A 13,251-nucleotide genomic window follows, 5' to 3' on the forward strand; every position below is an offset into this window, starting at 1 on the left:
GCCAACGGTTGATGGCCAACGCTTGTTGGCATTGACTGTACGCGTCGGCATCGTGTTTGCCAACACTCGTTGGCCTACACTCGCTGCATGGCCTTCACGCAGCGCTCGGAGGAGACCCGCACCGCGATCCTCACCGCCGCCCGCCGCCGCTTCGCCGAGGACGGCTACGAACGCGCCACCATCCGCGCGATCGCGGCCGACGCGGGCATCGACCCGTCGATGGTGATGCGCTACTACGGCTCCAAGGACGGTCTGTTCGCGGCCGCCGTCGACGTCGACCTGGACCTGCCCGCCGTCGGCGACCTGCCGCCCGAACGGCGCGCCGAGACCCTCGTACGGCACTTCTTCGCACTGTGGGAGGGCGAACGCTCCAGCGGCGTGCTGACCGTGCTGCTCCGCTCGGCCATCACCAATGAGGCCGCCGCCGAGCGCATGCGGGACGTCTTCGCCGGCCAGGTGGGCACGACGCTCGGCCCGTCGACGGAGGAGGGGACGGTGCGCGCGGCCCTCGTCGCCACCCAGCTGCTGGGCGTCGCCCTGTGCCGCTACATTCTCCGGCTGCCCCAGATCGTCGCCCTGGACACCGAGGCGCTCGTCGCCTCGCTCGCGCCCACCGTCGAGCGGTACCTCACCGAACCGGTCTGATCAGGCCAGGTCGACGACGACCTTGACCTCGTCCTCGCCCTGCTCGAACGCCTCCTGCGCCCGCTCCAGCGGAAGCCGGCGCGTGACCAGGCCGGCCAGCCACGCGTGGTCGGCCTCGCCCAGCGCGTGCACGGCCTGCCGGTAGTGGCGGTGGTTGGCGTTCACCGTGCCGAAGACCACGTCGTTCTGCAGCACGATGCCGCGGTTGAGCGAGCCCGCGTCGACCTCCACCGGCCGTCCCGTCGGGGACACTCCGGTCAGGCAGACCACGCCCGCCGCGGCGTTGTTGGCCATGGCGTCGAGCACCAGCCGCGGCACCCCGGTGGCCTCGATGACGATGTCCGGATCGGCCTTGGCCGCGGCCTCCGGGAGCGACCCGGTGTGGTACGTCGCGCCGAGCGCGGCCACCAGCTTCGGTTTGGGCCCGCGCTCGACCCGGTCCAGGACGTGGACGTCGAGGCCGCGCTGGGCGCCCAGGAGCGCGGCGAGCAGGCCGATCGGCCCGGCGCCGGCGACGAGCACGGAGCGCGGCTCGAACCAGGCGCGCCGCCCGATGTGCTCGATGTGCTCCCACGCCTTGGCCACGACCGTGGTCGGCTCCACCAGCATCCCGACGTCTTCCAGCGACGGGTCAAGGCGTACGGCGTAGTCGGCCTCGACCGTCCACCGCTGCGAGCCGTAGCCGTGGATCTCCTTGATGCCGTGCTCGCGGTAGCGGCCGTTGCGGCACATGTCGAACTCACCGTGCGCGCACGCGCCGCACGGCACCGGGTCGGGCCGCCGTACGATGCCGACGACCAGGTCGCCGGGGTCGAACCCGCTCCCGGCGGGCGCCTCACGGACCCGGCCGAGCGATTCGTGGCCGAGGATGAGACGCTCCTCGCCGGCCGGCGCCCAGCCGTACTGCCCGCCGGCGATCTCCCGGTCGGTACCGCACACGCCGAGCGCGAGCCCGTCGACGAGCAGCTCGCCCTCCCCCGCCACCGGCTCGGGCACCTCCGACACCGCGAGCGAACCGGCCTGGCGCGGCACCACGGTCAGAGCACGCATGATGATCCCCTCCGCCGTCATCATCCCGGACCGTCCGCACGTTAACGGTCCAGGGGTACCCGGGACGGCCGTCTTGGGAGATTCGTGACGTCCGGCCCGGGGCCGGCGCGGACCTCCCCCGGGCTCAGGCCGGCGGGTTCGCGCGGATCTCGGTGGCCGTCTGGCCGAACTCCCGCTTCAGGGCACGGCTCAGGTGGCCGGTGTCGTACACGCCCCAGCGGGCGGCGATCGCCGTTGCGGTCCGGTCGGCCAGCGCCGGGTCGCCGAGGTCGCGGCGGATGCGGACCAGGCGCTCGTACCTGACCCACGCGGCGAACGTGGCGCCCTGCCGCCGGAACAGCTCGTGCAGGTAGCGCGGGGAGATCGCGAACCGGCGGGCGACGGTCTCGACGCACAGCCCGGGATCGCTCAGCTCGGCGAGCACGTACGCGCGGATCCGGTCGGCCAGGCCGGTCGTCGCGGCGGCGCGTTCGGCCGGAGCCTCGGTGACGGCCGTGACGAGCATGCAGACCAGCGCGTCCGCCAGGTGCGCGGCCGCCGTGCCGGTCAGGTCGCCGAGGTGGTCGGCCAGCCTGGACAGGATCGCGGCCAGCACCGCGCGCATCCCGGACTCGCACGGCTGCGGCCGCGCCGCCTGGCGGCGGACCAGGTCGGCGCCCGCGCCCAGCATGGTCCCGGGTACGACGACGACCACGACGTCACGGGCGTTGATGACCGCCGGGTCGTAGGGCCTCTCGTGGTCGAAGACGACGATGTCGCCCGGCTTCGCCTGGGGTCTGCGCTCGTCGCGTCCGGCCTCCGCCAGGCCACCGTGGTACAGCGCGACCGTGAGCAGGTCGCGGTCGGCGGCGCCGAGCCGGCGTACCTCGTCCGCCACCGGACGCGGCAGGCCACGGACGCGGGCGACGGTCACCTGGCCGGCCCGCACCCTCACCACGTCCGCCCGCGACTTCGGGGACGCGGGCGCGGCTCCTCGCGTACGTGCCAGGACCGATGACACTGAGGGACTCCTTGATCTTCCAGCGCGGCGGGGCGGAGACGACAAAGATCATCATTGGCGGCCGCCGGCGCACTGCCATCGGTAGTCCTACCGAGTTCGATACCGATCCGGGCTTTCGCCGACGGCCGGAACACCCCGCACTACGATCGACCTCGATTCATCACCCCCCGACGGAGACGAAGGCGAGCACGCGGACATGACGGTGCGTTCATGACCGGGTCCGCGGAGCCCAGCTGGCGGGGCGGGTACGTCCCCGCCGAGCTGAACCGCTTCGTCGGGCGACGTGAGCTCCTCGCGTCCGCCCGCGCGAAGCTGGGCGATCCGCGGCTGCGCCTGCTGTCGCTCACCGGCGGAGGCGGTACGGGCAAGACCCGGCTCGCCGTCCACCTCGCGCACGCCGTCCGCCGGTCCTACGCGGACGGGGTCTGGTGGGTCGACCTCGCGTCCGTGACCGACACGGGCATGGTGGGACGGGCCGTGCTGGACGCGCTGCCCGTCGACGACATCTCCTCCCCGGACTCCGGTGCGGTGCTGACCGCCGCCCTCGCCGGCCGCGAGGCGCTGCTCATCCTCGACAACTGCGAGCATCTCGCGGCGGGCGTCGCCCCGCTGGTGGTCCGGCTGCTCACCCGGTGTCCCCGGCTCCGGATCCTCGCCACCAGCCGCGTCCCGCTCCGCTGCCCCGGCGAGCACCTCCTCGACGTACCCCCGATGAGCACGCCGACCGACCCCGACCACGCCGTGGCCCGCGAGTACGAGGCGGTACGCCTGTTCGAGGAGCGGGCCGCGGCGGTACGGGAGGGCTTCACCGTCGGCGCGGACAACGCGGCGGACGCCGGACGCCTCGTACGGCTGCTGGACGGCGTCCCCCTGGCGATCGAGCTCGCGGCGCCGCTGGTCCGGTCGATGGCGCTCCCGGAGATCGTGTCCGCGCTGTCGGCGTTCCGGCTCGGCCTCCTGACCGACGGGCCGCACCACCCCGGCCACCACCGGACGCTCTGGCACACCTTCGAGTGGAGCCACCAGCTCTGCTCACCGGAGGAGCGGCTGCTGTGGGCGCGCCTGGCGGTCTTCGCGGGCGGCTTCACCATGGAGGCCGCGGTCGCCGTCGCGGGCGACCCCGGACTCCCGGGCGACCGGATACCGGCGCTCCTGCGCACCCTCGTCACCAAGAGCGTGGTGACCGCCGACACCGACGCGGCGCCCACGCGCTACTCCATGCTGGCGACGGTGCGGGAGTACGGCTTGGAGCGGCTGCGCCGGGCCGAGCCGCCGTTGCCGGACCCGCGGCCGGATCCGTCCGGCGACGAGGTCGCGGCGCGGCGGCGGTTCAGCCGTTACTACGGCGAGCAGGCCACGCGCCACGGCGCCGACTGGTACGGCCCCGACGAGAGCCGTTACCTCTGGGAGGCGGCCCAGGACCTGCCCAACTACCGCGCCATCCTCGACCGGTGCGCCGACGCGACCACCGTCGGCGAGGCGGAGGCCGGGGCCCGGATCGCGAGCGCCCTCACCGCCGTGCGCCTGTGGTTCTTCGCCGGGACGCTCGGCGAGGGCCTGCGTGCCCTGCTGCGCACCGACGAGGCGCTGCGGCGCACCGGCGGCCCGTCCGCCGCGCGGCTCACCGTCCTGGCGAAGGCCGGCTGGATGGCGCTGTGCCTGGGCGAGGACACCACCGCCGCGGAGCTGCTGACGGCCTGCCGGTCGCTGGCGGATCCGGCGGCGTCCGAACCGGGCGGCGAGGCCGCGCTGGCCAACCTGGGGTTCCTCACCGCCGCCGCGGCGATGCTCACCGGCACCGCCCCGGTCGAGCCGCCGACCTTCGCCGCCGTCGGCGCCGATCTGGCCGCGGCCGGGGACGGCGGCACCGTGCCGATGGCGGACCTGCTGGGCGCCATCCAGGCCGCGTTCGCGGCGGACCGGCACGAGGCGATCGCCGTCACCGAGGCACACCTGGCCGACGCGCGGGCCCGCGGAGCGCGGTGGACGACCTCCTGGGCGCAGTGGGCGCGCGCCCTGGCCGAACTCCGCCACGGCGAGGCGGAGACCGCCGCGGAGATGTTCCGGGCGGTGCTGCGCGCGCACTGGGACATCGGCGACCGGTGGGGATCGCTGTGGTGCCTGGAGGCCCTCGGCTGGACCTCCGCGGCCCTCGGACGGCACGAGGCGGCCGCCCCGCTGCTGGGGGCCGCGAGCGCCATGCAACGGCGCATGGGCGTACGGATCGGGCGGCTGAAGCCGTGGGCGGCCGCGCACACCGCCTGCGTCGAGCGGGTACGGACCGCGCTGGGCGCCGGCTACGAGGCCGCGGAACGGCGCGGCGCGGACATGCCGATCGAGCACGCCATCGACATGGCCCTGGGCCATCGGGCCGCGAACAGGGCCGACACCCCGGCGCCCGCCCGTTCCCCGGCGCCGGTGCTCAGCGAGAAGCAGCGCGCCGTGGCCGAGCTGATCGCCGACGGCAGGACGGACAAGCAGATCGCCTCCGCGCTGTTCCTCAGCCCGCGTACCGTCCACTCCCACGTCGGCGCCATCCTGCGGCGGCTGGGCTTCGGCAGCCGCACGGAGATCGCCAAGTGGGTGCTCGAGCAACGCCGCTGAGCCGCCCCGATGTCGTCGACGACCGGCGACTACGAGGCGGCGGGCCGCGGGCGCCGGGCCAGTACGGTCAGGTGGACGGCGTGGGCCGCGCCGAGCACCGTCGCGCAGATGACCAGGACGAGACCGGCGGTCCCCCCGTCGCTCAGGTGTGGCTTCGGAGTATCGGTCGCCGGCTTGGTGATGAGCAGCAGCGCGATCAGCGCGGCGACGACGGCGATCGCCGACGGCAGCCCGGCGGACCGTGGCGGCGCGAACGCGGCGACGGCGAGCATCGCGACCAGGCCGAACAGCAACAGCACGCCGATGACCGCCGGGCCTCCCCCGGGCCGGCCCGCCATGTCGAACACCGTCCCGTACGTCTGCCGGATGGTGACCGGGCCCGTGTCGACCGTCACGTCGTCGAAGAGCGGCAGGAACGCCAGGGCCAGCGACCCGAGCGCCAGCGTCGGGTAGAACCTGACGTAGCGGTCGACCATCTCATACCCGTCCTGGACGGAGCTCACGTTCTCCGTCATTCCGTGGGGCGTCATCGCACTCTCCTCGCGGAAGATCGTGATGAGCACACTAGAGCTCCGGGCCGACCCGGGCGGCCGGAGTCATCCGGCCCTCAGACGGCCGGCGCCTCGACGGCCTCCGCCTTCAGGGCGGGCGGCGCCTCGGACGGCTCCGGGGTCTCCGGCCCGCCGGCCGGGTGTACGTCGCGGAGCAGGGTCGCCACGGTCACGGCGACCGCGACCAGAAGGAGCGCGCTGACGGTCGCGGCCACGTGCATGCCGCCCATGAACGCCTCGCGGGCGGAGGTGAGCAGTTCCGCGCCGAGGCGGCCGGGCAGGCCGGCGGCCGCGGTCGTCGCGCCCGCCAGCGTGTCGTGGGTCGCCCGCGCGGCGTCGGCCGGCACGCCCGCGGGGACCGAGACCCGGGACCGGTAGACGGCCGTGCCGAGGCTGCCCAGCGCCGCGATGCCCAGGGCGAAACCGAACTCGCCGCTCGTCTCGTTCAGTGCGCCCGCCGAACTCACCTTCTCCAGCGGCGCCGAGCCGACCACCAGGTCCGTGCCCAGCGTCACCATCGGACCGGCGCCGAAGTTGGCGATCGCGAAACCCAGCATGACCGCGGCGAGGCCGGACGTCGCGCCGGCCTGGGCGACCAGCAGCAGGCCGCACACCGACACGCCCATGCCGCCGCCGATGAGGTACGCGGGCCGGACCCAGCGCGTGAGATGCGGTGACACCAGGAAGCTCACCAGCGAGCCGCCCACGCCGGGCAGCATGCACAGCCCGGCCGTCAGCGGGGAGAGCCCGTGCACGAGCTGGAAGTACTGGGCGATGAACATCATGATCGCGCCCATGAGCATGGTGCCGAACAACATGCTGCCGAGCGCCGCCCCGAACTCCCGGCGGGCGAACAGGCGCATGTCCAGCAGCGGGTCCTCCAGCCGGCGCTGACGCCACACGAACACCCACCCGAAGACCGCGCCGGCCACGATGGAGGCGGCCGGGACGACGTGCCAGCCGCTGCGGGCCAGTTCCTTCAGGCCGTACACCAGGGGCAGGATCGCGGCCAGGGACAGGCCGACGCTGGGCAGGTCGATCCGCCCGGCCCCGGCGTCGCGGAACTCCGGCAGCAGCACCGGGCCGAGCACGAGCAGCAGCACCATCGCGGGCACGCCGAGCAGGAACACCGACCCCCACCAGAAGTGGTCCAGCATGACCCCGGCGACGAGCGGGCCGAGCGCCGCGCCGGACATGAAGCAGGCCATCCACACGCTGATCGCCACCGCCCGCCGGCGCGGATCGGTGAACATGTTGCTGATCAGGCCGAGCGTCGAGGGCGCCAGCGTCGCCCCCGCGACGCCGAGCAGCGCGCGGGCGGCGATGAGCATCGCGGCGCTGGTGGAGTAGGCCGCGAGGATCGAGGCGGCGCCGAACCCGGCGGCCCCGATGAGCAGCAGCCTCCGGCGCCCGATCCGGTCGCCCAGCGTGCCCATGGTGATCAGGAGGCCGGCCACCATGAAGCCGTACACATCCATGATCCACAACTGCGCGGTGCTGCCGGCGTGCAGGTCGGTGCTCAGGCGCGGCAGCGCGAGCAGCAGCACGAAGACGTCGATGGAGACGAGAAGGGTGGGCAACGCGAGAACCGCCAGCCCGATCCACTCCCGCTTCCCGGCGGTGGTGTTCATCGAAGGGACTCCGAACGATCCGGCGCCCCGGATGGGCGCTTTCACCAAGGAGTCGGAGCCCGCCGGGCGTTCTCGACACGTCCCCGGCAGAAAAATCAGCGGACCGGGTGGCCCGCCTGTCGCAGGGAGTCCTTGACGTCGGAGATCTTCAGCTCGCCGAAGTGGAAGACGCTGGCGGCCAGGACGGCGTCCGCGCCCGCCTCGATCGCCGGGGGGAAGTGCGCGACCGCGCCCGCTCCCCCGCTGGCGATCACCGGCACGCTCACGACCGCACGTACGGCCCGGAGCATCTCCAGGTCGAAGCCGGCCTTGGTGCCGTCGGCGTCCATCGAGTTGAGGAGGATCTCCCCGACGCCGAGCTCCTCGCCGCGCCGGGCCCACTCGACGGCGTCGATGCCGGTGCCGCGCCGCCCGCCGTGCGTGGTCACCTCGAAACCGTCACCGGAGCGGCGGGCGTCCACCGACAGCACGACGCACTGCGAGCCGAACCGGTGCGCGGCCTCGCGCAGGAACTCCGGCCGGGCGATGGCGGCGGTGTTGACCGACACCTTGTCCGCGCCCGCCCGCAGCAGCCGGTCGACGTCGTCCACGGTGCGGATGCCGCCGCCGACCGTCAGCGGGATGAACACCTGCTCGGCGGTACGCCGGACCACGTCGTAGGTGGTCTCGCGCTCGCCGCTGGACGCGGTGATGTCGAGGAAGGTCAGCTCGTCGGCGCCCTCCGCGTCGTACCGGCGCGCCAGCTCGACCGGGTCGCCCGCGTCCCGCAGGTTCTCGAAGTTGACGCCCTTGACCACGCGCCCGGCGTCCACGTCCAGGCACGGGATCACGCGTACCGCGACGCTCATGCGACCTCCCCCGCCGCCGTGCAGGCGTCCACCTCGATCTCCACCAGTATCCGCCCGTCGACGAAGCCCGAGACCTCGACCGTCGTCGCGGCCGGGCGTACGTCCTTGAAGAACTCCGCGTGCGCGCGGCCCACCCGTACGACGTCGGCGGCGGACGCCTCCCACGGCCCGCCCGAGGAGATGCGCCGGATCACGTGGCCACCGCCGCGAGGGCCTCCTGGAGGGTGAACGCGCCCGCGTACAGCGCCTTGCCGACGATCGCACCCTCCACACCGTCCGGGACGAGGCCGGCCAGCGCCCGCAGGTCGTCGAGCGAGGAGACCCCGCCGGAGGCGACCACGGGCTTGTCGGTGCGGCCGCAGACCTCGCGCAGCAGGTCGGTGTTGGGACCGCGCAGAGTGCCGTCCTTGGTGACGTCGGTGACGACGTAGCGGGGGCAGCCGTCGGCCTCCAGGCGGTCGAGCACCTCCCACAGGTCGCCGCCCTCGCGGGTCCAGCCGCGGGCCGCCAGCGTCGTGCCGCGCACGTCGAGGCCGACCGCGATCCGGTCGCCGTACTCGGCGATGATCTTGCGGCACCAGGCGGGGTTCTCCAGCGCGGCGGTGCCGATGTTGACGCGGGCGCAGCCGGTCGCGAGCGCCGCGGCGAGCGACTCGTCGTCGCGGATGCCGCCGGACAGCTCGACCTTCACGTCGAGCTTGCCGGTCACCTCGGCGAGCAGCGCGTGGTTGGAACCGCGTCCGAACGCGGCGTCCAGGTCGACGAGATGGATCCACTCGGCGCCCGCGCTCTGCCAGGCCAGCGCGGCGTCGAGGGGCTCGCCGTACGACGTCTCGGTGCCGGCCTCCCCCTGGACGAGGCGTACGGCCTGCCCGTCGGCGACGTCGACGGCGGGCAACAGGACAAGCGACATATCTACGACCTCCGGTCGAAGGCGAGCGTGACGAAAACCGGGAGCAGGAACACCGACAGCACGAATACGGCCAGGCGTCCGGTCCACGATGAGAGTGAGATCCAGGCCAGCACCTGGACCAGCAGGAACGCCACCACCACGATGGCGTTCTGCTCACGGCGGCGGCGCGCGAGCAGGCCGCCGGGCCGCCCGGAGCGGCGCGGCAGCAGGCGGGAGACCCGGGCGAGGCGCGCCCGACGACGTGCCCGGCGGGCGTTGCGACGGTCGTTCTCCGCCGCCGCCCGGGCACGCTCGGCCTCCAGCGCGGCCCGCCGCCGCTGGCGTTCCTTGCTCATGACAGGGTCGAGAGCCAGTTCTTCAGCACCTCGGCTCCGGCGTCGCCGGACTTCTCCGGGTGGAACTGCGTCGCGCACAGCGCGCCGTTCTCCACCGCCGCGACGAAGCGCTCCCCGTGCTCGGCCCAGGTCACCAGCGGCGCCTCGAACCGGCCCGGCTCCAGCTCCCAGCTCCGGGCGGCGTAGGAGTGCACGAAGTAGAACCGCGTGCCGGCGTCCAGGCCGCGGAACAGCACCGAGCCCTCCGGCGCCTCGACGGTGTTCCAGCCCATGTGCGGCAGGATCGGCGCGTTCAGCCGCTCCACCGACCCGGGCCACTCGGCGCAGCCGTCGGTGGTGATGCCGTGCTCGACGCCCTTCTCGAACAGGATCTGCATGCCGACGCAGATGCCCAGCACCGGGCGGCCGCCCGAGAGCCGGCGGCCGATGATCTGTTCGCCGCGGACCCCGCGCAGGCCGTTCATGCACGCGGCGAACGCGCCCACGCCGGGCACGACCAGCCCGTCGGCCTCCAGAGCGGTGTCGAAGTCGGCGGTGACGGTCACCTCCGGGCCGAGCCGGGCGATCGCCCGCTCGGCCGACCGGAGGTTCCCCGAGCCGTAGTCCAGGACGGCGATCTTCGGAGACATCAGAGCGCGCCCTTGGTGGACGGGATGCCGTGCGCCCGCGGGTCGTGCGCGCACGCGTCACGCAGGGCGCGGGCCAGCGCCTTGAACTGCGCCTCCACGATGTGATGCGCGTTGCGCCCGTACGGCACCTGGATGTGCAGGCAGATCGCGGCGTTGAAGACGAACGCCTCGAAGATGTGCCGGGTCATCGTCGTGTCGTAGTCGGGCCCGATCATCGGCGCGATGCCCTCAGGCTCGGTGTGCACGAGGTACGGGCGGCCGGACAGGTCGACGGTGACCTGCGCGAGCGTCTCGTCCAGCGGCACGCTCGCGTTGGCGAACCGCTGGATGCCGGACTTGTCACCCAACGCCTCGCGGAACGCCTGGCCCAGCGCGATCGCGGTGTCCTCGATCGTGTGGTGGCTGTCGATGTGCAGGTCGCCGGCGGTCTTGACGGTCAGGTCGAACGAGCCGTGCTTGCCGAGCTGGGCCAGCATGTGGTCGAAGAACCCCACACCGGTGGCCACGTCGACCTGGCCGGTGCCGTCGAGGTCGACCTCGACGCTGACCCGGGTCTCCTTGGTACCCCGCTCGACTCGCCCGGTGCGCTTCGCCTCGCTCCGCTCGCTCAAAGACTCTCCTTCAGGGCGGTACGGAAGGCCGCCATCTCGTCGGGGGTGCCCACGCTCACGCGCAGCCACTCCGGCGGGCCGACCTCGCGGATCAGCACGCCACGATCAAGAATGCCCTGCCAGACCCGGTGCCGATCGGGGAACCGGCCGAACAGGACGAAGTTCGCGTCGGAGTCGGCCACCGTGAGGCCTTCGCCGCGCAGCCACGCGACCAGGGCGTCGCGCTCGTCCCGCAACGTCTGGACCGCGCCCAGCAGCTCCTCCTGGTGGGCGATCGCGGTGCGCGCGACCGCCTGGGTGACCGCCGACAGGTGGTACGGCAGGCGGACGAGCAGCAGCGCGTCGACCACCGCCGGATCGGCGGCGAGGTAGCCGACGCGCGTGCCGGCCATCGCGAACGCCTTACTCATCGTGCGGGTGACGATCAGCCGCGGGTTGCCGGGCAGCAGCGACAGCGCGCTCGGCGTGCCCTCGCGCCGGAACTCCGCGTACGCCTCGTCCACGACGACCATGCCCGGCGCGACGCGCAGGACCGCCTCGATCGCCGCCGGCGACAGCGCCGTGCCGGTCGGGTTGTTCGGCGAGGTGAGGAACACGATGTCGGGCCGGTGCTTCTCGACCGCGGCGACCGCGCGCTCGGCCTCCAGCCCGAAGTCCTCGTCGCGATGGGCGTTGATCCACCGGGTGCCGCTCACGGCGGTGATGATCGGATGCATGGAGTACGACGGCTCGAAGCCGAGCGCCGTGCGCTCCGGGCCGCCGAACGCCTGGAGGATCTGCTGGATGATCTCGTTGGAGCCGTTCGCCGCCCACACCTGCCGCGCGGTGACGCCGTTCCCGAGGTAGTCGGCCAGGTCCTTGCGCAGCTCGACGGCGTCGCGGTCGGGGTAGCGGTTGAGCCCGCCCGCGATGTCCGCGATCGCCTCCGACAGGGCCGCGACCAGCCGCGGCGACGGCGGGTAGGGGTTCTCGTTGGTGTTGAGCCGGACCGGCACGTCCAGCTGCGGCGCGCCGTACGGCTCCTGGCCGCGCAGGTCGTCGCGGATCGGAAGGTCGCTCAGCGAGATGGCACTGTCGCTCACTCGGGGATCCCCCACTCGTACCTCGCTTTGAGCGCGGCCCCGTGGGCCGGCAGGTCTTCGGCCTCGGCCAGCGTGACGACCCGGCGGGTCGCCTCGGCCAGGGCCGCCTCGTCGTAGTCGACGACGTGGATACCGCGCAGGAAGGTCTGCACGGACAGCCCGCCGGAATGGCACGCGCAGCCGCCGGTCGGCAGCACGTGGTTGGAGCCGGCCAGGTAGTCGCCGAGCGACACCGGGGAGTACGGACCGACGAAGATCGCGCCGGCGTTGCGCACCCGCGCGGCGACGGCGGCGGCGTCCGCGGTCTGGATCTCCAGGTGCTCGGCGGCGTAGGCGTCGACGACCTTCAGCCCGGCCGCGACGTCGTCCACGAGCACGATGCCCGACTGCCGCCCGGCGAGCGCCGCGGTGATGCGCTCGGTGTGCTTGGTCCGGGCGACCTGTTCGGCGAGCTCGCGCTCGACCGCGTCGGCGAGCTCGGTGGAGTCGGTCACCAGCACGGAGGCGGCGAGGGTGTCGTGCTCGGCCTGGCTGATCAGGTCGGCGGCGACCAGGACCGGGTCGGCGGTGGCGTCGGCGAGGATCGCGATCTCGGTCGGGCCGGCCTCGGAGTCGATGCCGATCACGCCCTTGAGCAGGCGTTTCGCCGCGGCGACGTAGATGTTGCCCGGCCCGGTGACCAGGTCGGCCGGCCGGCAGTCCTCGGTGCCGTAGGCGAACATCGCGATCGCCTGCGCGCCGCCCACGGCGTACACCTCGTCGACGCCGAGCAGCGCGCACGCGGCGAGGATCACCGGGTGCGGCAGCCCGCCGAACTCCCGCTGCGCGGGCGAGGTGACCGCGAGCGAGCCGACGCCGGCCTCCTGCGCGGGCACGACGTTCATGACCACGCTGGAGGGGTAGACGGCCTGGCCGCCCGGGACGTAGAGCCCGACCCGCTCGACCGGCACCCACCGCTCGGTGACCGTGCCTCCGGGCACGACCCGGGTGGTGACGTCGGCGCGCCGCTGATCACGGTGGACCAGGCGGGCACGGCGGACGCACTCCTCCAGCGCGTCGCGCACGGCCGGGTTGAGTTCGTCGAGGGCCCGCCGGATCGCCTCCGCGGGCACCCGCGCGGACTCCAGGGCGACGCCGTCGAAGCGTTCGGTGTACTCCCGCACCGCCGCGGCACCGCGATGTCGCACGTCGTCGCAGATCGGCCGGACCTTCTCCAGGGCGGCCTCGACGTCGAGCTCGGCTCGCGGCAGTACGGAGCGCAGGTCGCCGGGCAGGGACCCGCGCAGATCGATACGGGATATCACCTGATCAGTCTACGAAGGACGCCCGGCGGCCCGGGCGCCGGTCTCAGG

14 protein-coding genes are annotated in these 13,251 nt (G+C 73.5%); 2 read left to right on the forward strand and 12 right to left on the reverse strand.

Annotated elements, in window-relative coordinates:
- Positions 1-87 precede the first annotated feature (87 nt).
- On the forward strand, positions 88-645 hold the full coding sequence (locus QSK37_RS00660; protein ID WP_285616795.1) for a TetR/AcrR family transcriptional regulator: 558 nt from the start codon (positions 88-90) through the stop codon (positions 643-645).
- Here QSK37_RS00660 and QSK37_RS00665 read toward each other — a convergent pair whose 3' ends face one another.
- Together QSK37_RS00665 and QSK37_RS00670 are read right to left on the reverse strand one after the other, a co-directional pair.
- On the reverse strand, positions 646-1,695 hold the full coding sequence (locus QSK37_RS00665) for a glucose 1-dehydrogenase (RefSeq protein WP_285616797.1): 1,050 nt from the start codon (positions 1,693-1,695) through the stop codon (positions 646-648). It abuts the gene before it with no gap.
- Positions 1,696-1,819: 124 nt separating this feature from the next.
- A complete protein-coding gene (locus QSK37_RS00670; protein WP_285616798.1) occupies positions 1,820-2,695 on the reverse strand; it encodes a helix-turn-helix domain-containing protein in 876 nt (291 codons plus the stop codon).
- A gap of 210 nt (positions 2,696-2,905) precedes the next feature.
- On the opposite strand from QSK37_RS00670, the gene QSK37_RS00675 reads away from it, so the two are divergent.
- Complete coding sequence (locus tag QSK37_RS00675) at positions 2,906-5,299, forward strand: ATP-binding protein (RefSeq protein ID WP_285616800.1); 2,394 nt, start codon at positions 2,906-2,908, stop codon at positions 5,297-5,299.
- A 29-nt stretch (positions 5,300-5,328) separates the two neighbouring features.
- Here QSK37_RS00675 and QSK37_RS00680 read toward each other — a convergent pair whose 3' ends face one another.
- The 10 genes from QSK37_RS00680 to hisD all read right to left on the reverse strand — a co-directional run bounded on the left by QSK37_RS00680 (position 5,329) and on the right by hisD (position 13,203).
- Entirely contained in the window at positions 5,329-5,829 is a 501-nt protein-coding gene (locus QSK37_RS00680) for a hypothetical protein (protein WP_285616802.1), read from the reverse strand.
- 77 nt (positions 5,830-5,906) lie between these two features.
- Complete coding sequence (locus QSK37_RS00685) at positions 5,907-7,481, reverse strand: MFS transporter (RefSeq protein WP_285616804.1); 1,575 nt, start codon at positions 7,479-7,481, stop codon at positions 5,907-5,909.
- A gap of 95 nt (positions 7,482-7,576) precedes the next feature.
- Positions 7,577-8,329: an imidazole glycerol phosphate synthase subunit HisF gene (hisF, locus tag QSK37_RS00690; RefSeq protein ID WP_285616805.1), complete on the reverse strand. Its 753-nt coding sequence runs from the start codon at positions 8,327-8,329 to the stop codon at positions 7,577-7,579.
- Positions 8,326-8,523, reverse strand: a complete 198-nt coding sequence (locus tag QSK37_RS00695) for a RidA family protein (RefSeq protein WP_285616806.1) — start codon at positions 8,521-8,523, stop codon at positions 8,326-8,328. Before QSK37_RS00695 ends, hisF begins: the two co-directional genes overlap by 4 nt.
- Entirely contained in the window at positions 8,520-9,242 is a 723-nt protein-coding gene (priA, locus tag QSK37_RS00700) for a bifunctional 1-(5-phosphoribosyl)-5-((5-phosphoribosylamino)methylideneamino)imidazole-4-carboxamide isomerase/phosphoribosylanthranilate isomerase PriA (RefSeq protein ID WP_285616807.1), read from the reverse strand. Before priA ends, QSK37_RS00695 begins: the two co-directional genes overlap by 4 nt.
- 2 nt (positions 9,243-9,244) lie before the next feature.
- Positions 9,245-9,577 carry a hypothetical protein gene (locus QSK37_RS00705; RefSeq protein WP_285616808.1) on the reverse strand — a complete coding sequence of 111 codons (333 nt, stop codon included), beginning with the start codon at positions 9,575-9,577 and terminating at the stop codon, positions 9,245-9,247.
- Positions 9,574-10,206, reverse strand: a complete 633-nt coding sequence (gene hisH / locus QSK37_RS00710; protein ID WP_285616809.1) for an imidazole glycerol phosphate synthase subunit HisH — start codon at positions 10,204-10,206, stop codon at positions 9,574-9,576. Before hisH ends, QSK37_RS00705 begins: the two co-directional genes overlap by 4 nt.
- A complete protein-coding gene (gene hisB, locus QSK37_RS00715; protein WP_285616810.1) occupies positions 10,206-10,817 on the reverse strand; it encodes an imidazoleglycerol-phosphate dehydratase HisB in 612 nt (203 codons plus the stop codon). The genes hisH and hisB overlap by 1 nt, the downstream gene beginning before the upstream one ends.
- Complete coding sequence (locus QSK37_RS00720) at positions 10,814-11,899, reverse strand: histidinol-phosphate transaminase (protein ID WP_285616811.1); 1,086 nt, start codon at positions 11,897-11,899, stop codon at positions 10,814-10,816. Before QSK37_RS00720 ends, hisB begins: the two co-directional genes overlap by 4 nt.
- Positions 11,896-13,203 carry a histidinol dehydrogenase gene (gene hisD, locus QSK37_RS00725; RefSeq protein ID WP_285616813.1) on the reverse strand — a complete coding sequence of 436 codons (1,308 nt, stop codon included), beginning with the start codon at positions 13,201-13,203 and terminating at the stop codon, positions 11,896-11,898. Before hisD ends, QSK37_RS00720 begins: the two co-directional genes overlap by 4 nt.
- Between the last annotated feature and the right edge of the window lie 48 nt (positions 13,204-13,251).

The organism is Actinoallomurus iriomotensis (assembly GCF_030269445.1).
Taxonomy (GTDB): domain Bacteria; phylum Actinomycetota; class Actinomycetes; order Streptosporangiales; family Streptosporangiaceae; genus Actinoallomurus; species Actinoallomurus iriomotensis.